At 66.4% G+C, this 20,848-nt stretch carries 17 protein-coding genes and 3 pseudogenes; 8 read left to right on the plus strand and 12 right to left on the minus strand.

The window, feature by feature from the left end; genetic code table 11:
- The 3 genes and pseudogenes from B4U45_RS04875 to B4U45_RS04885 form a co-directional block, all read right to left on the minus strand.
- Positions 1–1,061: pseudogene (locus B4U45_RS04875) on the minus strand (PE family protein); the annotation flags it as partial.
- A 182-nt stretch (positions 1,062–1,243) separates the two neighbouring features.
- The gene (locus B4U45_RS04880) at positions 1,244–1,693 is read right to left on the minus strand and encodes a transglycosylase family protein (RefSeq protein ID WP_082275655.1); all 450 of its coding nucleotides are present in this window, start codon (positions 1,691–1,693) and stop codon (positions 1,244–1,246) included.
- Positions 1,690–2,250: a hypothetical protein gene (locus B4U45_RS04885; RefSeq protein WP_240316464.1), complete on the minus strand. Its 561-nt coding sequence runs from the start codon at positions 2,248–2,250 to the stop codon at positions 1,690–1,692. Before B4U45_RS04885 ends, B4U45_RS04880 begins: the two co-directional genes overlap by 4 nt.
- Before the next feature lie 384 nt (positions 2,251–2,634).
- Here B4U45_RS04885 and B4U45_RS30295 point away from each other — a divergent pair, with 384 nt between their 5' ends.
- The 4 genes from B4U45_RS30295 (at position 2,635) to B4U45_RS04900 (ending at position 5,928) form a co-directional block, all read left to right on the plus strand.
- Positions 2,635–2,688, plus strand: a complete 54-nt coding sequence (locus B4U45_RS30295) for an Ms4527A family Cys-rich leader peptide (RefSeq protein WP_364469835.1) — start codon at positions 2,635–2,637, stop codon at positions 2,686–2,688.
- Between the two features lie 116 nt (positions 2,689–2,804).
- The gene (locus B4U45_RS04890) at positions 2,805–4,472 is read left to right on the plus strand and encodes a nitrite/sulfite reductase (protein ID WP_075549474.1); all 1,668 of its coding nucleotides are present in this window, start codon (positions 2,805–2,807) and stop codon (positions 4,470–4,472) included.
- The gene (locus B4U45_RS04895) at positions 4,469–5,212 is read left to right on the plus strand and encodes a phosphoadenylyl-sulfate reductase (RefSeq protein ID WP_075549457.1); all 744 of its coding nucleotides are present in this window, start codon (positions 4,469–4,471) and stop codon (positions 5,210–5,212) included. Before B4U45_RS04890 ends, B4U45_RS04895 begins: the two co-directional genes overlap by 4 nt.
- A complete protein-coding gene (locus B4U45_RS04900) occupies positions 5,191–5,928 on the plus strand; it encodes a sirohydrochlorin chelatase (RefSeq protein ID WP_371687244.1) in 738 nt (245 codons plus the stop codon). The genes B4U45_RS04895 and B4U45_RS04900 overlap by 22 nt, the downstream gene beginning before the upstream one ends.
- Before the next feature lie 214 nt (positions 5,929–6,142).
- Here the strand turns inward: B4U45_RS04900 and B4U45_RS04905 are convergent, their stop codons facing one another.
- Complete coding sequence (locus B4U45_RS04905) at positions 6,143–6,637, minus strand: hypothetical protein (RefSeq protein WP_131808368.1); 495 nt, start codon at positions 6,635–6,637, stop codon at positions 6,143–6,145.
- A 993-nt stretch (positions 6,638–7,630) separates the two neighbouring features.
- Between B4U45_RS04905 and B4U45_RS04910 the strand changes: the two genes are divergently transcribed.
- On the plus strand, positions 7,631–8,836 hold the full coding sequence (locus B4U45_RS04910) for an NAD(P)/FAD-dependent oxidoreductase (protein ID WP_075549460.1): 1,206 nt from the start codon (positions 7,631–7,633) through the stop codon (positions 8,834–8,836).
- Here B4U45_RS04910 and B4U45_RS04915 read toward each other — a convergent pair.
- The 5 genes from B4U45_RS04915 to B4U45_RS04935 form a co-directional block, all read right to left on the minus strand.
- Positions 8,812–9,897 (minus strand): sulfate/molybdate ABC transporter ATP-binding protein, encoded by a 1,086-nt coding sequence (locus tag B4U45_RS04915; RefSeq protein WP_232336984.1) that lies wholly within the window; start codon positions 9,895–9,897, stop codon positions 8,812–8,814. The two genes, B4U45_RS04910 and B4U45_RS04915, sit on opposite strands and share 25 nt — an antisense overlap.
- A 27-nt stretch (positions 9,898–9,924) precedes the next feature.
- Entirely contained in the window at positions 9,925–10,743 is an 819-nt protein-coding gene (gene cysW, locus B4U45_RS04920) for a sulfate ABC transporter permease subunit CysW (protein WP_075549462.1), read from the minus strand.
- Entirely contained in the window at positions 10,740–11,630 is an 891-nt protein-coding gene (cysT, locus tag B4U45_RS04925) for a sulfate ABC transporter permease subunit CysT (protein WP_075549463.1), read from the minus strand. The genes cysW and cysT overlap by 4 nt, the downstream gene beginning before the upstream one ends.
- Entirely contained in the window at positions 11,627–12,670 is a 1,044-nt protein-coding gene (locus B4U45_RS04930) for an extracellular solute-binding protein (protein WP_075549464.1), read from the minus strand. Before B4U45_RS04930 ends, cysT begins: the two co-directional genes overlap by 4 nt.
- A gap of 353 nt (positions 12,671–13,023) precedes the next feature.
- A complete protein-coding gene (locus tag B4U45_RS04935) occupies positions 13,024–13,218 on the minus strand; it encodes a hypothetical protein (protein ID WP_075549465.1) in 195 nt (64 codons plus the stop codon).
- 94 nt (positions 13,219–13,312) lie between these two features.
- On the opposite strand from B4U45_RS04935, the pseudogene B4U45_RS30300 reads away from it, so the two are divergent.
- Both B4U45_RS30300 and B4U45_RS04945 read left to right on the plus strand, forming a co-directional pair.
- Positions 13,313–13,381 (plus strand): annotated as a pseudogene (locus B4U45_RS30300) (FAD-dependent monooxygenase); the annotation flags it as partial.
- 305 nt (positions 13,382–13,686) lie between these two features.
- On the plus strand, positions 13,687–15,723 hold the full coding sequence (locus B4U45_RS04945; protein WP_083044333.1) for a glycoside hydrolase family 15 protein: 2,037 nt from the start codon (positions 13,687–13,689) through the stop codon (positions 15,721–15,723).
- A gap of 107 nt (positions 15,724–15,830) precedes the next feature.
- Here the strand turns inward: B4U45_RS04945 and B4U45_RS04950 are convergent, their stop codons facing one another.
- On the minus strand, positions 15,831–16,589 hold the full coding sequence (locus B4U45_RS04950; RefSeq protein ID WP_075549468.1) for a sensor domain-containing protein: 759 nt from the start codon (positions 16,587–16,589) through the stop codon (positions 15,831–15,833).
- Positions 16,586–18,571, minus strand: a complete 1,986-nt coding sequence (lepA, locus tag B4U45_RS04955; RefSeq protein ID WP_089025285.1) for a translation elongation factor 4 — start codon at positions 18,569–18,571, stop codon at positions 16,586–16,588. The genes B4U45_RS04950 and lepA overlap by 4 nt, the downstream gene beginning before the upstream one ends.
- On the opposite strand from lepA, the gene B4U45_RS04960 reads away from it, so the two are divergent.
- A complete protein-coding gene (locus tag B4U45_RS04960; protein ID WP_075549470.1) occupies positions 18,550–19,161 on the plus strand; it encodes a type II toxin-antitoxin system PemK/MazF family toxin in 612 nt (203 codons plus the stop codon). The genes lepA and B4U45_RS04960 overlap by 22 nt on opposite strands.
- Before the next feature lie 405 nt (positions 19,162–19,566).
- Here B4U45_RS04960 and B4U45_RS04965 read toward each other — a convergent pair.
- A pseudogene (locus tag B4U45_RS04965) lies at positions 19,567–20,848 on the minus strand (PE family protein); the annotation flags it as partial.

Raw genomic sequence — 20,848 nt, forward strand, 5'->3', positions numbered from 1 at the left:
GCCGCCACTGCCGCCGGCCCCGCCCGCCGCGCCGGTGGTGGGCGTGCCGGCCAGCGAAATCCCGCCGGCTCCGCCGGCGCCCCCATTGCCGAACAGTCCGCCGGCACCACCGGCACCGCCGACGCCGCCGTCGCCACCCAGACCGATCACCCCGCCAGACCCCCCGGCCCCAGCTTCCCCACCGTTGACGGTTTGGCCGGTACCGCCGCCGCCCCGGGCCCACCAAGGCCGCCAAGCAGGCCGGCACTACCCCCGGCCCCGCCGTCCCCGCCGCTGAGCCCGCCGAACCCACCGACCCCGCCGGCGCCACCCACACCGAAGAATCCTCCGGAGCCACCTACTCCGCCCGCACCGCCGTTGCCCTGACCGGAGAATCCGCCGGCGCCCCCGGCGCCGCCACTGCCGACCAGCCCCGCCGTACCGCCCGCCCCGCCCTGGCCGCCGTCGAAAAGTATTGACAGCCCACCGTTTCCGCCGGCACCGCCGGAGCCGAACAACCCGCCGGCACCGCCGGCCCCGCCCTTGCCACCGTTTGTGGTAGTGCCGATTCCGCCGTTACCGCCTGCGCCGCCGTTGCCGAATAACCCGGCGGGCCCGCCGTTTCCGCCGTTTTGACCGGTTCCGCCAGAACCGCCCGCACCACCATTTCCGATCAAGACACCGCCGGGCCCGCCATTTGCCCCGGTCCCAGGGGCTCCGTCGGCGCCGTTGCCGATCAGGGGACGGCCCAGTAGTGCCAAGCTGGGCGCGTTGATCGCATTCAGCAAGCTCTGTGCGGCATTGGCGGCCTCGGCGCTGGCATAGGAGCCCGCGTTCGCGGCGAGATTCTGAACAAACTGGTCATGAAATGCCGACGCTTGGGCGGCAAGTGCCTGATATGCCCGCCCATGTGCTCCGAACACCGCTGCGATGCCCGCCGACACCTCATCGGAACCGGCGCTCAACACCGACGTGGTGGGGGCGGCCGCGGTCTGGGCCGCCGCGTTGATTGCCGAACCGATTCTTGCGAAATCTGTTGCCGCCGCGTCCACAAGCTCCGGCACCGTCGCCACAAAAGACACCCGTACCTCCCGATGGCTCGTCACGAGTTGGGCCACTCGACGGCACCATCGCTGTCCACCGCCAAGCGTCCGGTGCCGGCGATTATTGACTGCGTGAGCAGCCCGACGCGGGAGTTCCGCCAATTTGGGAGTCGCGCCGAACAATTGGTTATGGTTTGCCGCCCTCCCGGGTCGGGTCCGGCTCAGTCGTCGGTGTTACCCGTACAACCCCCGTTTGCCGCCATCAGGGCTGTCAGGATGTGTGTCAGGGAACCTATGGGGGCGTCACCACGGCTACATGAGCTGCACCTTGGCCATGCGCCCGGCCCCTGAGTGGTCATGATTCGCTCGCCCACATCGATCTGCCCGTCGGGACTGGCGGCCGACGGCAATCCGGAGCCTCCGTTGCCTTGCCAGGTCGGCTGGCTGATCTGCAAACCGCCGTAAAAACCGTTGCCGGTGTCGGCCGCCCAATTGCCGCCGGACTCACATTGCGCGATGGCTTCCCAATTGACGCTATCGGCATGCGAGCTGCCCGGCGACACGGCGGGCCCCAAGATCCACGCGGCGCCCGCGACGGCCGCCACGGCGAAAACCCGCCGCGCGACCGCGCCCGCGCTACCACCGCATATCGCCGGCGTCCCGAAACTCATAGCAGCTGCACCTTTCTTGCCATCCAACGACCGTTGAGCTTGACCATCGTCATCTTGATGCGGACGTGGTCGAGTTGAGACCGCGAATTGTCTCGGTTACTTATCGACTCGTCGACGAACATCAGGACGACAACCTTGTCCGGCGTAGCCGACTTCACCGCGGCCGCCACCACAGAGCCTCGCGTATGAACCTGGCGTTCGACCAGCTCCTTTCGGAACTGCTGACTGGATTTGCGGTATGAGTCGTTGAATTCACCGGTCGAGCCGTCCATGATGTCGGCGAAGCGGGCATCGACTGCTTCCGAATCAAGGTTGGTCAGCTTGAGGACATAGTTCTGCGCCGCGTCGAGCGCCTCTTTGGCAGCGTCGTCCTTCTGGTGCTGCTGAAACAGCACCCAACCGCCGAAAAGCAGCCCACCCAACGCCGCGACGACGGCCACCGCAACCACGTCGAGCCAGCGATGGTTGGGCCTGGCCGAGCGAACGGCACCGACCGCATCGGCATACCGGCCGACTCTTGCCAACGGTGCGCGGTCTTGGGCACCCGACGTTGCCACTGAACCTCGGCCGGCGAATGTATGGGAGCGCGGGGCACCATATTTGGACCTAGACCACATTGCTCACCTAAGACTTCCCCTGTCGCGCGGTCACGCTGCTAGCTACGGCGGATCGTCGCCGGGTTAGGAACAGGACCCCTAATCCGGAAAACGAAGGCGACAATATTTTCTTAGTGCAATAGTTTCTATAGCGACCATATAACGTTTTGGTGGCGATCTCCTGGTCGACCTCGCGACCAGGGCACCGCAGCCACGCGGCTCCCCGGATCAACCGGATTTTGCTCACGGTGAGAACAAATCAGACCTGGTCGCACGGCCGGGCGCGGGGCATGGCAGAATGTCGGCGTGACCGTCGCCCGTTCGACCCCGCGTCTTGCGCTGGTAATGCGTCGGCACATCGACCTCAAGCGCGTCTGCAGCTGTTGCTGTCGGCCTTGACGTCGTAGACCCAGCCCACCTGTACCTCCAGCTGGCCACCGGATCTGCGCCTCGCCGTAAGAATCGGTGGTTTCCGCGCGCCAAGGTCGGCAATGTTCGCGAAGGAGAACGGCCCAATGACCACAACCCGTCCCGCCAAGCCCCGCAACGAGGGCCAATGGGCGCTGGGAGATCGGGAGCCGCTCAACGCCAATGAAGAGCTGAAGAAGGCCGGCAACCCACTCGACGTCCGGCAACGTATCGAAAACGTCTACGCCCAAAGCGGATTCGACAGCATCGACAAGGACGACCTGCGCGGCCGGTTCCGCTGGTGGGGCCTGTACACCCAACGTGAACAGGGCTACGACGGCTCCTGGACCGGCGACGAGAACATCGAGAAGCTCGAGGCCAAGTACTTCATGATGCGGGTTCGCTGCGACGGCGGCGCCATCTCGTCGGCGGCGCTGCGCACGCTGGGCCAAATTTCGACCGAATTCGCCCGGGACACCGCCGACATCTCCGATCGGGAGAACCTGCAATACCACTGGATTGAAGTGGAAAACGTCCCCGAAATCTGGCGGCGGCTGGACGCGGTCGGGCTGCAGACCGCCGAGGCGTGCGGCGACTGCCCCCGGGTCATCCTGGGCTCGCCGCTGGCCGGCGAGTCGCTGGACGAGGTGCTCGACCCGACCTGGGCGATCGACGAAATCGTGCGCCGCCACATCGGCCAGCCCGACTTCGCCGACCTGCCGCGCAAGTACAAGACCGCCATCTCGGGCCTGCAGGACGTCGCGCACGAAATCAACGATGTCGCGTTCATCGGCGTCAACCATCCCGAACACGGGCCGGGACTGGACCTGTGGGTCGGCGGCGGGCTGTCCACCAACCCGATGCTGGCCCAGCGGGTCGGCGCCTGGGTGCCGCTGGAAGAGGTGCCCGAAGTGTGGGCGGCGGTGACGTCGGTATTCCGTGACTACGGCTACCGCAGGCTGCGCTCCAAGGCGCGGCTCAAATTCCTGATCAAGGACTGGGGTATCGAGAAATTCCGGCAGGTGCTCGAAACCGAATACCTCAGGCGTCCCCTCATCGACGGCCCGGCCCCCGAACCGATCAAGCATCCGATCGACCACGTCGGGGTGCAACGGCTCAAAAACGGCCGCAACGCCGTCGGAGTCGCGCCCATCGCCGGACGGGTATCCGGCACCATACTGTCGGCGGTGGCGGAGCTGGCCGAGCGGGCCGGGTCCGACCGGATCCGGTTCACGCCGTACCAGAAGCTGGTCATCCTCGACATACCCGACGCCTCGCTCGACGCCACCGTCGCCGGCCTGGAGGCGCTGGGTCTGCAGTCCAGCCCGTCGCGCTGGCGCCGTAATCTGATGGCGTGCAGCGGAATTGAGTTTTGCAAGCTGTCCTTCGCCGAAACCCGGGTCCGGGCACAGTCATTGGCGCCCGAACTGGATCGCCGGCTGGAAGACATCAACTCAGCGCTCGACGTACCGGTCACCGTCAACATCAACGGTTGCCCGAACTCGTGTGCGCGCATCCAAGTCGCCGACATCGGTTTCAAAGGACAGATGGTCGACGACGGTCATGGCGGCTCGGTGGAGGGCTTCCAGGTGCACCTGGGCGGAAGCCTCGGCCTGGACAGTGGTTTCGGCCGAAAACTGCGTCAGCACAAGGTCACCAGCGACGAGCTGGGCGACTACATCGAGCGGGTGGTGCGCAACTTCATCAAACATCGAGCCGACGGCGAACGCTTCGCGCAGTGGGCGATTCGGGCCGAGGAGGACGAGCTGCGATGACTTCCCCGGCAACCAAACCGGCCGAACCGGAGCTGCGGGAGTTGGCGGCGCGCGCTGCAGCCGAATTCGACGGCGCCAGCGCCACCGAACTGCTGCGCTGGACCGATGAAACCTTCGGCGGCGTCAACGGCCCCCGCGGCTGGGCGACCTGCAACTATGTGGTCGCTTCCAATATGGCCGACGCCGTGCTGGTCGATCTGGCCGCCAAGGTCCGCCCGGGTGTGCCGGTGATATTCCTGGACACCGGCTACCACTTCGCGGAAACCATCGGCACCCGCGATGCGATCGAATCCGTCTACGACGTCCGGGTCCTCAATGTCACTCCGGAGCATTCGGTCGGCGAACAAGACGAATTGCTCGGCAAGGACCTGTTCGCTCGCGACCCGGGCGAGTGCTGCCGGCTGCGTAAAGTCGTCCCGCTGAGCAAGACCCTACGCGGCTATTCGGCCTGGGTGACCGGACTGCGCCGGGTCGAGGCCCCGACCCGCGCCAACGCCCCGCTGGTCAGCTTCGATGAAGCGTTCAAACTGGTGAAGGTCAATCCGCTGGCGGCCTGGACCGACCAGGATATGCAGGACTACATCACCGAACACGACGTGCTGGTCAACCCCCTTGTGTACGAAGGCTATCCGTCGATCGGCTGCGCCCCATGCACGGCCAAGCCGTCCGACGGCGCCGACCCGCGCAGCGGCCGTTGGCAAGGGCTGGCCAAGACCGAATGCGGGCTGCACGCATCGTGACGACACTCGTATTGACCGCGCACGGCAGCGCGGATCCTCGGTCGGCGGCCAATGCGCGGGCGGTGGCAGACCGCCTGGCTCGCCTGCGGCCGGGTGTTGACGTGCAGGTGGCGTTCTGCGAACACAATCCGCCGAGCCTGTCCGAGGTGCTGCGGGAGTCTCCCGCCGACGCCATCGTCACTCCGCTGCTGCTGGCCGACGCGTACCACGCCCGCGTCGACATCCCCCGCCAGATCGCCGGCCGGGTTGGCTCACGACGCACCCACATGGTGCGGCAGGCCGGTGTGCTCGGCGAGGACGACCGGTTGGTGACGGTGTTGCACCAGCGGCTGGCGGAACTCGGGACGTCGCGCCGCGATGACGCCCTCGGTGTGCTGGTGGTGGCAATCGGGTCGTCGAGCGCTTCGGCCAACGCCCGCACTGCGGCGGTAGCGTCAAAGCTGGCCGCCGGCACCCGATGGGCCGCGGCCACGACCGCCTTCGCCACCATGCCCGATTCGCTGCCCGTCGCCGTTGACGAGTTGCTCGCCGGCGGCGCCCGCCGGCTGGCGATCGCGTCGTGGTTCCTGGCGCCGGGTGTGCTGACCGACCGGGTGCACGGCTACGCCGATCGCGCCGGCATTCCGATCACGGCGCCTTTGGGTGCCCACCACCTGGTTGCCGAGACGGTCCTGAATCGCTTCGATCAGGCGGCGGCGGAACGCATCGCCGCCTGACGCCGGGCAACGCCGCCGACGCCAGCGCGCCGCAGGGCTGGAATCGGTCGCGGCTTGGGTTCAGCCGCCAGGCCGCCGACCTCTGATTGGTACACCAAAGGCGCTGGCGCTCAACCAGATCCGGCGGCAGACCGGCCCGGTGGGAGCATCCCGCCGGTCTTCGGTCACTGCCGGGGCAGTCGCTGCCGCCATCGCCGGCCGAAAGCACCGCCCGCTAAATGCGACCGGGTTCCGACGGGAAGTGCATCTCGGGCATCTGTGGTGCATCGACGTGCGGGGCCTCGGGCAGTTGTGGCGCGTCGACGCGCGGGGCCTCAGGCGGTGGGGCGCCGACGATCGGTGGGGCCACGGGCTCCATGGGCTTGGGGGCATACGGACCCCCGGCGCAAACCCCATCACCGGGCATCCGGGCGCACTGCGGATCGTCGGGGCCGGTGGGGGGACCCTGGTAATACGGGCCACCGTGGCATATCGGGTCCAACGGCATCTGGATGCATCGCGGATCATTGGGGCTGGTGGGAGCATCCGGACCGGAAGGATCGCCGGGGTTGGGATCGTCGAGCAGAACCGGCGGGGCTAACGTGCGACCGGGGCCGGGAGTTGCGTTCGCCGGAACCGTCACACCGGCCACGGGCATCGCGACAAGCGCCGCGGCCAGTGCAATTTTCCTCATTGTGCCGCGGACACCCGAAGCCACTATCCCGTTCATCGATCACTCCTTATGTTGCGGACCCAACCGGCGGCGCTGCCGTTGGCATCTGTTGACGCGGCATGGCGACGCGTTACGCCGCGGATCCGACCGAACGATAGTACATCTAATTAGATCGCTCGGGGCCCATTGCCGTGGCTGTGAAACCTGTCGCCGGCGGGAGGCCGACGGTGCACACATCGGTTCCGCAATTCCCACCTTGCGCCGTGGCCGTTGCCACCATGGTCCGAATTACCTTGGGAAAAATGGCGATTCGTGAGATCGACACCAACGGGGGCCAATCCGGTAAGGCGCTGCCACTTTCGGCCGTAGCAGCAGATGGTGTGATGTTTCCCACGGTTGACGGTTTGCCATCTGCAGCAGCCGGGTGCAAGACGACTTCGCTACCACAAGCCACCGCAGACGAGTCGAGCGGTACGCCGACAATGCCGTCGCGCCCTTGCCGGCAACCAGCGGCCCGCCGGGCACCGCACGGACCGTGTGACATCACTTCGACGGGGTACCCACCAATGACCTGGTTGCCAGTTACCATGCCCGAGCCGCGAGGGAGGCCACAAACCCATGACCGCGCTGCCCCCGGATCCCGATCCAGCGAGAACCCCGGCCCTTGAACCCGGCGGGGTGTCACACCGGGCTTCACACCGCCCGACTCGGCGCGTGCCGGCAGCCTGCCGGCATTAGCCAACTATGGTTGACAGTATCACTAGCTGCCTTCTACTATTTCTATTGTCAACTACATATGACATTCTGAAGACTGCGAGCGGTCGCCTCGATCCGACGGTGCCGTCGAGCCGCCAGCCGCCGCTCGACTCCGCAACTGCGCAACCGAACGTATTGGGCTATCGAAGTTTTCAGCAGCAATAGCCGACCTCGATCGTGAGGTTCACCCGCGGAAGGGAGCTTCACCCCGAACACCGGGGCCGGCGAGCACGTATGACGGCCGCCTGAGCCAACCCACTATCCACTGTCTAGCGAGAATGAAGGGCATCAACAGTGAGCAAGAAACTGGTCATCGTCGGCGCCGGGATCGGCGGACTCAGCGTGATCGACGAGATCCGCCGATCCGCAACGCCGGTAACGGATCTGGACATCACCATCATCGATGAAGACTTTTCCCACTTCCTTGGATTCACCTTGCCATGGGTCATGCGGGGATGGCGCGACGAGGACAGCGTCCCGATCCGTCCCACCGCTGAAGCGTTGTCCGGGATCACCACCATCACCGCTAGGGTCACCGCTGTGGATCCCGACGCCAAGACGGTCACATTGGCCGACAGCTCCGAAATCGGTTATGACGCACTCGTACTCGCGGCGGGATCACGCATCGCGATCGAGATGATTCCCGGATTGCCGGAAGCGGTCGACAGCGGCTCGGCCGTCCATTATTACGCCACAGCAGCGGCTGCGTCCGCACACCGTGCGCTGTCGGCTTTTTCCGGAGGCAAGCTGGTGTTCCTGATCACCTCGCAGCCGTACCGATGCCCGGTTGCCCCGTACGAAGGGGCTCTCTTGGCGGCGGACTTGTTGCGTGAGAACGGAACCCGCGCCGCGACTCAGATCTCGATATATACCCCGGAGCAGCAACCGATGCCTTCGGCGGGCCCCTACGCCGGTCCCGAACTCGTCAGCCTGCTGAATCGCGAAGGCATCGACGTCTATTGCGAACAGACCGTCGATCGCATCGATCCAGTCAGCCGGACAATCCATTTCCAGGATGGCCAGAGCGTCGATTTTGATCTGCTGGTGTTCATTCCGCCGCATCAGCCCGCGATCACGCTCGGTCAACCGGGGTGGATCGCAGTCGACCCCGTCACCATGCAGACGCAGTATTCGGGGATATGGGCGGTCGGTGACATCACGGCGATCACCTGCCCGTGGGGTAAGCCGCTGCCGAAAGCGGCGATCTTCGCGAAGAACGGCGCAGCAGCTGCCGCCACCAACGTGCTGAACTACCTGGGCCAGACCGACGACAGCGCCACCCTGTCCGGTCGCGGGCACTGCTACATCGACACCGGAGCACACCATTCCGCCAAGGGCAGTGGCGACTTTTTCGCTCTCCCCGATCCCGGGATTCACCTCACCCCGCCGTCGAGCGAACTGCACCACGACAAGCACGACGAGGAACGCGACTGGCGCGCGATGTGGGAACGTCGGTGGGCCGGAGTATCCGGGGATCACACCGACGTCAGCGTGGCCTGATCGGTCTCGGCCCCGCCGACTCCGTCATCGCCTGGACCCGCGATGTCGTGGGGAATGGGCGGCACCCGGGTGGCACGTACGTAGACGGTGTCGCCCTCCCGTAGGGCCAGCGCCTCGGCGTCACCGCGGGTGATCTGGGCGGTGAAGGCGCCTCCCGTTGCCGCACTGGTCAACTCGACCCGAACCTCGAAACCCAGCACCACCACCCGGTTCACGGTGGCGCGGGCAACACCGGTGGACTCCGCGGTACCGTCGGCGGCGGCAACGGCCATCTCCGGAGTCCGGCCGACTCGGATGTCATGCGGGCGGACCAAGGCGCCGTTGAGCATGGAAACCGCCCCCAGAAAGGACATGACGAACGCGTTCGCCGGGGCGTCGTAGACGTCGGTCGGAGATCCGACCTGTTCGATACGGCCCCTGTTGAGCACGGCGATCCGATCGGCCACATCCAGGGCCTCGGCCTGGTCATGGGTGACCAGCACCGTGGTGACGTGCACCTCGTCGTGCAGGCGGCGCAGCCAACTGCGAAGGTCCTCACGGACTTTGGCGTCCAGGGCACCGAACGGTTCGTCGAGCAGCAACACCTCCGGGTCGACGGCCAGCGCGCGGGCCAGTGCCATCCGCTGACGCTGACCGCCGGAGAGCTGATTGGGGTAGCGGCCGTGAAATCCGCTCAGGCCCACCACCTCCAGCAGGTGGTCGACCTTCTCCTTGATCTCGGCCCGGGGCCGCTTGCGGATCTTCAACCCGTAGGCGATGTTGTCGCGAACCGTCAGGTGCTTGAAGGCGGCGTAGTGCTGAAAGACGAATCCGATGCCCCGCCGCTGCGGCGGCACCCCGGTCACGTCGCGCCCGTTGATCGTGACGGAGCCGGCGTCCGGTCGGTCAAGGCCGGCGATGGTGCGCAACAGCGTCGATTTCCCGGAGCCGCTGGGGCCCAGCAACGCGGTCAGCGAACCGGCGGGCACCACGAAGTCCACATGGTCCAGGGCAACGAAGTCGCCATAGCGCTTAGCGGCGTTGCGCACGACGATGGCATACCCGTTGCGGCCCTTCGTCATGGCTGTGGTCATCTCAGCGTCTCCTCGTCAGTCCTGGCCGGCCGCTCGTGCCCGGCGGGCATCCAGTGCCACCTGAACGACCAACACCACCACCGCGACGGCCATCAGCAGGGTCGACAGCGCGTACGCCCCATACTCGGCGCCACGGTTGTAGCGGTCCGAGACCAGCAATGTCAGCGTTTGGGACGTGCCCGGCAGGTTCGACGACACGATCAGGACCGCACCGTATTCGCCGAGCGTGCGGGCGACGGTCAACACGATGCCGTAGGTCAGGCCCCACCGGATGGACGGCAGCGTGATCCGCCAAAATGTCTGCCACCAACCGGAACCCAGCGTCGCGGCCGCCTGCTCCTGGTCGGTGCCCAACTCGTGCAACACCGGTTCGACTTCGCGCACCACGAACGGCAGCGTGACGAACATGCTGGCGAGGACAATGCCGGGCAGGCCGAAGATGATCTTCAGCCCCAGGTCCTTCTCGACGAAGCCCAGTGCACCGGCGGATCCCCACAGCAGGATCAACGCGACACCCACGATCACCGGTGAGACCGCGAACGGCAGGTCGATGATCGCCTGTAGTACACCCTTGCCCCGAAATCGATTGCGGGCGAGCATCAATGCCGTCGGGATCCCGAACAGCACGTTCAACGGCACCACGATGCCCACCACCAGCAGCGACAGATTCAGTGCCGATATCGCCGCCGGCGTGCTGATCCAGGCATAGAACTGGCCGAGGCCCGGTTCGAAGGTCCGCCAGAGGATCACCGCCACCGGAACCACCAGCAGCACACTGACATATCCGAGCGCGATGGATCGGAGCAGGTAACGGACGCCGAGCGAGGGCGTCATGCGACCATCTCCTCCCGCCGGGCCGCACGCGTACCGACGACACGCAACAGCAGCAACACCACAAAGGAAATCGTCAACAGCACAACGGATATCGCGGCGGCGCCGGTCTGGTCGTCGTTCTCGATCAAGGTGCGGATCCACTGGGACGACACCTCGGTCTTGCCCGGCACCGCGCCACCAATCAGCACGACCGAGCCGTATTCACCGATGGCCCGCGAAAACGCAAGGCCCGCACCGGACAACAACGCCGGCAGCAGCGACGGCAACACCACCGAGGTGAAGATCTTGGGACCGCTGGCACCCAGCGACGCCGCCGCCTCCTCAGCCTCACGATCGACTTCGAGCAGCACCGGCTGAACGGCGCGCACCACGAACGGCAAGGTGACAAACGCCAGGGCCACGCCTACCCCCCACGCGGTGTGCTGCAACTGAAGACCCACCGGACTGGTCGGGCCATAAAGGGCGAGCATCACCAGGCTGGCCACGATGGTGGGCAGCGCGAAGGGCAGATCGATGATCGCATCGACGAGCCGTTTGCCGACGAAGTCGTCGCGCACCAACACCCAGGCGATCAGCAGGCCGAACACCGTGTTGACGAGAGTGACCGCCGCCGAAATGCTCAGTGTCACCCGCAGTGAGTCCAGCGCGGCGCGCGACGTGACCGACACCCAGAACGCCTGCCAGCCGCCGCCCGAAGCTTGCCAGGCGATGGCGGCCAATGGCAGCAGCACGATAATCGACAACCACACCACCGAAACTCCGACCCGAAGCGACGTGCTGCCCCACCGGCCGGATCCGCGGCGACCTGGTGCGTTATCGTCGGCGGGCGAATCGTCCCCGATGGCGGGCGGATCCGGCCTTGGATCCGGCCTTGTCGGTGCGGTCATCCGGTGGCCTGCATATAGATCTTGGTGATGCTGCCGGTGCCCCTGTCGAACAGCCGCGGATCCACTATTTCCCAGCCGCCCAGGTCGGCGATTGTCCACAGCTTCGCCGGCACCGGAAACTGCCCGCGAAAGTCGGCGGCCACCGCGGGATCGACGGGCCGGAAACCGGACTGCGCCCACAGTTTCTGCGCCGCCGCGGTGTACTGGAAGTTCTTGAATGCCGTCGCGGCCGCAAGATGGGAACTACTGGTGACCACCGCCAGCGGGTTTTCGATCTTGAACGTCTGTGACGGGGTGATGTGCTGGACCGCCTTGCCCTGCCGTTCGGTGGCGATGGCCTCGTTCTCGTAGCTGATCAGCACATCGCCGCTGCCCTGGACAAAGACATCGCTGGCTTCCCGTCCCGATCCGGGACGCAATTTGACGTGCTCGCGGACCAGGGTGCTGACGTAGTCGATCCCCGCTTGGTGGTTACGGCCGCCTTCACTTTTGACCGCATACGGAGCGAGCAGGTTCCACTTGGCCGAACCCGAACTCAGTGGGCTGGGCGTGATGACCTCCACGCCGGGGCGCAACAGGTCGTCCCAATCCTTGATGTTCTTGGGATTGCCGGCGCGTACCACCAGCGTCACCACCGACCCGAAGGCAATGCCCTTGGTGACGTCGGCATTCCAGTCCTTGGAAACCTTGCCGGCCTTGACCAAGCGGGTGATGTCGGGTTCGACGGAGAAATTCACCAGATCGGCCGGCTTGCCGTCGACAACACCGCGGGACTGGTCGCCAGAGGCCCCGTACGACGTGATCACCTGCACGTCCCTGCCTTCCTCGGAGGCGTTGAACGCCGGGATCACCGTGCGCCAGCCGGGTTCCGGGGCGGAGTAAGCGACCAGGGTGATGCTGGTGTGCGCGCCGGCCGGCCCGCCGCCGCCGGCGACGTCGCTGGGACCACCGTGACACGCCGCAACGACTCCGACGACCAGCGCCAGCACCACCGGGCGGGCAACGACATGCCGCCACGGGGTCTTCGGCGTCTGTGGCATTGGTGGCCTTCCGGGGTGCGGGAGTGGTAAGCGTCGGTCCCGTAGCTGCGGAAAGGCGATCGGTCGCTAACTGGAGGGCTTCACCAACTCCATGCCAGACCGCGCACGGGCGGGAGTCAGCGACAACAGTGCACGTCGACGGCGGCGCAGATCGCCACAGCCGCAACCACGCAGCCGGGCGCGCATTGAGCGCGCCCGGGGCAATCGGCTACCGCGTGCATGCCGGGAAGCCTAACAGAATCGGCCGCGGTCCCATGGCGAGCCGCCGCCGTCACCGCGTCAGTAACCACATGGCGATCACCAGCACCACGAGCGCGACCAGGACCAGGGTGACGTGCGACCGCGGCATCGGCTTACTCGGACACTTCGTCGGAGTGGCGGATTCGCCGCATCACTGTGATGCCCTTGCCGAGCAAGGCATCGAGCACCGCCGCGGTGATATATGCCAGGCCCAGCACTACCGGCATTACCGCCAACGCCTGCAACGCGAACGGAAGACCGGAAAGCCACAGCTCGACGCCGTCCCACCAATTCAAGAATCCGTTCACTCCAACACACCTTATTCGGCCCGGCAGCCGAATCCAATGTGCCACGATCCGCCTAAGATCAGGAGTGCTCCAGCAGTCGGGCAAAACCACGTGTATGGTCTCCGGCGGTGGGCCGGCAGGCATGATGCTCGGTTTGTTGCTGGCCCGCGCCGGCGTTGACGTCATCTGGCGCGGGTACAGGCGCGGCGGGTGGGCGCCAACCGCGTTTCTGCAAGCGCTACAACGGGCGATCCATGCCCGCGTGGTCGCGGTCGCCATGACCGGCGCCGACCCGGCGCCGCCGCGGGCCGTCCAGCTGGTGGGCGGGTCACGGCCGCTGCGGCGGGTGCTCGGCTATCTGGTCGCGATCGGTCCGCTACCCGAGCACGCGTCCGGCTACGCGCGGCGCGGCGGCTAAATCGCGGCACCTGAATAACAGGGCAGCCGAAGTGGTGGACGCGAAGTAGGTCGACAGTTGATGATGACCGCATGGTCCTGCACGCCGAACCCGCAGACGAGGCCGCCGAGGTCGCTCACGTCACCGATAGTCCAGCGTTCCAGGCAGCACCCGTCCCGTCCGTCAAGTCCGACGCGAAGGGCGTTTTCACGTCCAGCTCATCGCTGCGCAATCCGTTTCCACCCATTGCCGATTACGCCTTCCTGTCCGACTGGGAGACGACCTGCCTGATCTCGCCGGCGGGATCGGTGGAGTGGATGTGTGTGCCCCGGCCGGACTCCCCCAGCGTGTTCGGCGCGATCCTGGACCGCAGCGCGGGCCATTTCCGGCTGGGCCCTTACGGCGTTTCGGTGCCCTCGGCACGCCGCTATCTGCCCGGCAGCCTGATCATGGAGACCACCTGGCAGACCCACACCGGCTGGCTGATCGTGCGCGACGCGTTGGTGATGGGGCCGTGGCACGACATCGAACGACGATCGCGCACCCACCGGCGCACCCCGATGGACTGGGACGCCGAACATATTTTGCTTCGGACAGTGCGCTGCGTCAGCGGCACGGTCGAGCTGATGATGAGTTGCGAGCCGGCATTCGACTACCACCGCCTCGGGGCCACCTGGGAATACTCGGCCAATGCCTACGGTGAGGCGATCGCGCGGGCCAGCCATCAACCCGACATCCACCCGACGCTGCAGCTGACCACCAATCTGCGGATCGGGCTGGAGGGTCGCGAAGCCCGCGCCCGCACCCGGATGAAGGAGGGCGACGACGTGTTCGTCGCCCTGAGCTGGACCAAGCATCCGGCGCCGCAGACCTACGAAGAGGCCGCACAGAAGATGTGGCAAACCACCGAGTGCTGGCGGCAGTGGATCAATATCGGCAATTTCCCCGATCACCCGTGGCGGGCGTACCTGCAGCGCAGCGCGCTCACGCTCAAAGGGTTGACGTACTCGCCCACCGGCGCGCTGCTGGCCGCCAGCACCACGTCGCTGCCGGAAACACCGCACGGCGAACGCAACTGGGATTACCGCTACGCCTGGGTCCGCGACTCGACGTTCGCGTTGTGGGGGCTCTACACCCTGGGACTGGACCGCGAAGCCGACGACTTCTTCGCCTTCATCGCCGACGTGTCCGGCGCAAACAACAACGAGCGCCATCCGCTGCAGGTGATGTACGGCGTGGGCGGCGAGCGCAGCCTGGTCGAAGAGGAGCTACACCACCTGTCCGGCTACGACCACGCGCGTCCGGTCCGGATCGGCAACGGCGCCTACAACCAGCAGCAGCATGACATTTGGGGCTCGATTCTGGACTCGTTCTACCTGCACGCCAAATCGCGTGAGCAGGTGCCGGAGACGTTGTGGCCGGTGCTCAAGCGCCAGGTCGAGGAGGCGATCAAGCACTGGCGCGAACCCGACCGCGGCATCTGGGAAGTGCGCGGCGAACCGCAGCACTTCACCTCGTCGAAGGTGATGTGCTGGGTGGCGCTGGATCGCGGCGCCAAGCTGGCCGCGCGCCAGGGCGAGAAAAGCTATGCCCAGCAATGGCGCCAGATCGCCGAGGAGATCAAAGCCGACATTCTCGAGCACGGCGTGGACTCCCGCGGCGTGCTGACCCAGCGCTACGGCAGCGACGCCCTGGACGCGTCGCTGCTGCTGGCGGTGCTGACCCGGTTCCTGCCGCCCGACGACCCGCGGGTACGCAACACCGTGCTGGCCATCGCCGACGAACTGACCGAGGAAGGCCTGGTGCTGCGCTATCGGGTGCACGAGACCGACGACGGCCTGTCCGGCGAGGAAGGCACGTTCACCATCTGCTCGTTCTGGTTGGTGTCGGCGCTGGTCGAGATCGGCGAAGTGGCGCGGGCCAAACGGCTGTGCGAGAAGCTGCTGTCCTACGCCAGCCCGTTGCACCTCTACGCCGAGGAGATCGAGCCGCGCACCGGCCGTCAGCTGGGCAACTTCCCGCAGGCGTTCACCCACCTGGCGCTGATCAACGCGGTGGTCCACGTGATCCGCGCCGAGGAGGAAGCCGACGGCTCGGGGATGTTCCAGCCGGCCAACGCACCCATGTAGGTGGCGCCCGGCGAGTGTCGCGGCGAGCAGACATGGAATCGCACAATTCCAAGGGAATTCGTGCGATTCCATGTCTGCTCGCGGTCTGCTCGCGGACGAGAGCGATGTCAGCTCAGCGCGGTGACCTTGTCCATCATCGCGTGCGCGATGTCGACGGCGCTGGTGGCGAGATTGCCGGTCCCCTCATCGGATGGGTAGGCGGTTGGAACGAAGCTGACCGTGACCTCAACCAAGCAATTTCCCCGGACGCCAAGGGCCCGGGCTTGCGGGATGGTCGTCAAAATCGAGTGCGGGCCGGACCCCAGTGAGATGGTCGCCGCGACAACCGAATCCACGACGCGTACCTCGGAGATGGCGGCCTGACCGTACACCGTAGAGGTTGGCATCGTCAGCGTGGTGTCATCGCACTTCTTCCACTGCGCGGCGAACTTGGCGAACAACCCGTTGGCGTCTGCTGCCGTCGGTAACGCGGCGATGCCTTCATAGACGTCGTCGACCTTCACCGAAGCACCGTTGTGGCTCCACATTTCACTGGCCGTGTTTTGTACCGGCGCGAAGCGATAGGGACCCTGCTGCATCATGTGGACGACACCTAGGCAGTCGGCGGGTAGTGCTGATTCCCAAGCGCTTCCCAATGTTTCGCTGCCACCGAACTCCGGGTATTTGGGGGCGGTCTGGAACGGCTGGTTCAGCAACTTCGCCAGAGCGGTGCCGTCGATCATGGCCTGCTTGATAGCTGGGCCCGTCAGCGCATGCGTCGCCATGTCCGGCGCCGGTCCCGCTTTGCCACCGGTCGTTGCGGTGCACCCGCTCGACAGCACCACGGCCAACAACCCGGCGGCCATCGAGCACCAGCGGTTTGTCACTTCTTGCCCTTGTCCCCCGCGGTGTCGGTGGATAACGCCGCCACAAAGGCCTCCTGCGGCACGTCAACCCGCCCAATGGTTTTCATCCGCTTCTTGCCTTCCTTCTGCTTCTCCAGCAGTTTGCGTTTCCGGGTGATGTCACCGCCGTAGCACTTCGACAGCACATCCTTGCGGATCGCGCGAATGTTCTCGCGCGCAATGATTTTCGACCCGATGGCGGCCTGGACCGGCACCTCGAATTGCTGGCGCGGGATCAGCTCCTTGAGCTTGGTCGTCATTTTGGTGCCGTAGGCGAACGCCGAATCCTTGTGCACGATCGCGCTGAACGCGTCAACCGTCTCGCCCTGCAGCAGGATGTCGACCTTGACCAGTTGCGCTTCCTGTTCCCCGGCCTCCTCGTAATCAAGGCTGGCATAGCCGCGGGTGCGCGACTTCAGTGCGTCGAAGAAGTCGAAAATTATCTCCCCCAACGGCATTGTGTAGCGCAGTTCCACCCGCTCGGGCGACAGGTAGTCCATGCCGCCCAGCTCGCCGCGGCGCGACTGGCACAGTTCCATGATGGTGCCGATGAACTCGCTGGGCGCGATGATGGTGGTCTTCACGACGGGTTCGTAGACGGTACGGATCTTGCCCTCCGGCCAATCCGACGGATTGGTGACGATGATCTCGGAGCCATCCTCTTTGAGCACCCGGTAGACGACGTTGGGTGAGGTGGAGATCAGATCCAGATCGAACTCGCGCTCCAGCCGCTCGCGGGTGATCTCCATGTGCAGCAGGCCAAGAAAGCCGCACCGGAACCCGAAGCCGAGCGCCACCGAGGTCTCCGGCTCGTAGGTCAGGGCCGCGTCGTTGAGCCGCAGCTTGTCCAGGGCTTCGCGCAAATTCGGGTAGTCCGAACCGTCGACGGGATAGAGGCCCGAGTAGACCATCGGCTTGGGCTCGCGGTAGCCGGTCAGCGCCTCCTTGGCGCCATGGCGGACCGTCGTCACGGTGTCGCCGACCTTGGACTGGCGCACGTCCTTGACGCCGGTGATCAGATAGCCGACCTCGCCCACACCGAGGCCGCCGCAGGGCTTCGGCTCGGGTGAGACGATGCCGACCTCGAGCAGCTCGTGGGTGGCTCCGGTGGACATCATGGCGATGCGCTCGCGTGGGGTGATCTTGCCGTCGACCACCCGAACGTAGGTCACCACACCGCGGTAGATGTCGTACACGGAGTCGAAAATCATTGCCCGAGTGGGCGCGTCGGCGTCGCCCCGAGGCGGCGGCACCTCGCGAACCACATGGTCGAGCAGGTCGGCGACCCCCTCGCCGGTCTTGCCGGACACCCGCAGCACGTCGTGCGGTTCGCAGCCGATGATGTGGGCGATCTCGCCCGCGTAGCGGTCCGGGTCCGCGGCCGGCAGGTCGATCTTGTTCAGCACCGGAATGATGTGCAGGTCGCGGTCCAGCGCCAGATACAGGTTGGCCAACGTCTGCGCCTCGATGCCCTGCGCCGCGTCGACCAGCAACACCGCACCCTCGCAGGCCTCCAGCGCCCGCGACACCTCGTAGGTGAAATCGACGTGTCCGGGAGTGTCGATGAGGTGCAGCACGTAGTCCTGGTCGGCCACCCGCCAGGGCAACCGCACATTCTGGGCCTTGATGGTGATACCGCGTTCCCGCTCGATGTCCATCCGGTCCAGGTATTGCGCGCGCATCGACCGCTCGTCGACCACCCCGGTCAACTGCAGCATCCGGTCGGCCAGCGTCGACTTGCCGTGGTCGATGTGAGCGATGATGCAGAAGTTGCGAATCTGCGCCGGCGGCGTGAAGGTTTTGTCGGCGAAACTGCTGATGGGAGTCTCCTGGTGGACGGTCGTGAGCCTGCCAGCTGGGCGGTTGGTGGGTATGTCCAGCGTATCCAGCCCGGCGCTTCGAGACACAATCGCGCGCCGCCGGGCGCGGCTATGCTGCCAACATGGCGTCCGCCCGGAAGTCACAGTGGAAGACGTTCCAGCGTTTCGCGGAGAATGTAGGGAACCTGGTGTTCACCGAGGCTCCGAAGGTGGCACGTCAACTACAGAACTCGCAGACCGTCCTGCGAGAACTTCAGCATGCGGTGAAGATCACCGCGAACATCATGGCGATGGGCCTGCCGCCACCTCCCCAGGAGATCGCCGCAGGCCGGCCGGTGACCAGCACCAGCTTTCCCACCGCACAGCGGGCCCGCAGGCTGGTCTACGCCCCGGATCTCGATGGCCGGGCCAACCCGGGGGAAATCGTGTGGACCTGGGTGGTCTACGAAGACGACCCGACCCGCGGCAAAGACCGGCCGGTGCTCGTCGTCGGCCGTAACCGCAACATCTTGCTGGGGCTCATGCTGTCCAGCCAGAAAGACCGCGCCGCCGATCGTGACTGGGTCGGAATCGGTTCTGGGGATTGGGATTACGAAGGAAGGCAGAGCTGGGTCCGGCTGGACCGGGTGCTCGACGTGCCGGAGGAGAGTATCCGCCGCGAGGGCGCGATCCTGCCGCGCGACATCTTCGATGTGGTCGCCGCCCGGTTGCGCACCGAATACTCCTGGCGTTAGCGCAAGCCACCGTCACGACCGTAACGCCACGGCGAAATCCCACCCGATTTTTCGCCGTGGCGTTCCGCTGGCGGAGGCTGACCCTCGGTGGCTGGTGCGGCGCGGCGAACCATTCAGAGTGCGCCGGCAGGCGCTCGTAGTCGCGAGGGGCGCCAGCGCACCAACCAAGACACCGTGCGCACCCACCACCCAGCGGCCTGACAACACCTCAAAGGTGCACTGCCCCTTGTATTTCCGCACGATCTACACAATGCGGCAATATTGGCCAGCCCATGAGGCGAGCTTGCCTCCACATCCACCACCGAAAACCCGGATCGATCGACGGCATCGGCATCTCGGCGCCCCCCGGGCTCCACCGCCGCTGTTTCGGTCTGGGCGCAGGCGACGACGTGCCGCCCGAACACCTCACCGGTTTCCCGGTCCAATCCGCACACCATCACCGTTTCTGCCGTTCTTGCCAGTGCGGCCGTTGTCTCCGTTTACGGTGCCCGCCCCGCCGTGCCCGCCGGCTCCGCCGTTTCCACCGGCCCCACCGTTTCCATGTATGAGTCCACTGTTCCCACCGTTGCCACCGCTTCCGCCGGCACCGCCGTTGCCGCCGCTTACGGTGCCCGACCCGCCGTGCCCGCCGGCCCCGCCGTTTCCACCGGCCCCACCGTTTCCGTATATGAGTCCACCGTTTCCGCCGTTGCCGCCGCCTCCCCCGGCACCGCCGCTGCCGCCGTTGCCTCCGTTTTGCAGGCTTGACCCGCCGTGCCCGCCGGCCCCACCGTTTCCACCGTGGCCACCAGAGCCGAACAGCCCAGCCGCGCCACCGCTTCCACCGTGGCCACCGCTTCCGCCGGCACCGCCGCCACCGCCGCTGCTTCCGAATAGGGCGCTCGACCCGCCGTCCCCGGCGGACCCACCAGATCCACCGGCCCCACCGTCTCCGTATAGGAGTCCGCCATGGCCGCCGCTTCCACCGGCACCACCGCCACCGCCGCCGCCTCCCAATTGGGCGCCCGTCCCGCCGTGCCCGCCAGCCCCGCCGTTTCCACCGTGGCCACCGTTTCCGAATACGAGTCCACCGTTTCCGCCATGGCCAGCACTTCCCCCCGCACCGCCGCTGCCTCCTCTTACGGTGCCCCACCCACCTTGCCCGCCGGCCCCGCCGTTTCCGCCAGACCCACCAGAGCCGAACAGCCCAGCCGAACCACCGCTTCCACCGGCACCGCCGTTCCCCCCGCTACCGCCGACGTGAGAACCCGACCCGCCGTCCCCGCCGGCCCCACCAGATCCACCGGCCCCACCGTTTCCCAATTCGCGTCCACCGTTTCCGCCGTTGCCAGCGCTTCCCCCGGCACCGCCGCTGCCGCCATCGCCTTTGTTTTGGAGGCTTGACCCGCCGTGCCCGCCGGCCCCGCCGTTTCCGCCGGACCCACCGGACCCGAACAGCCCAGCCGAACCACCGCTTCCACCGGCACCGCCGTTCCCTCCGTTAGCTCCGTAACCGCCGACTTGAGAACCCGACGCGCCGTACCCGCCGGCCCCGCCGTTTCCACCGGCCCCACCGGCTCCGCATATGAGTCCCCCGTTTCCACCGGCACCGCCGGCACCGCCGGCACCGGCGTTACCGACACCGCCGCTGCCGCCTGCACCACCTGCACCGCCGTTTCCGCCGGCGCCGACGAGTCCACCGGACCCG

Source organism: Mycobacterium persicum (assembly GCF_002086915.1).
In the GTDB taxonomy this organism is placed as follows: Bacteria; Actinomycetota; Actinomycetes; order Mycobacteriales; family Mycobacteriaceae; genus Mycobacterium; species Mycobacterium persicum.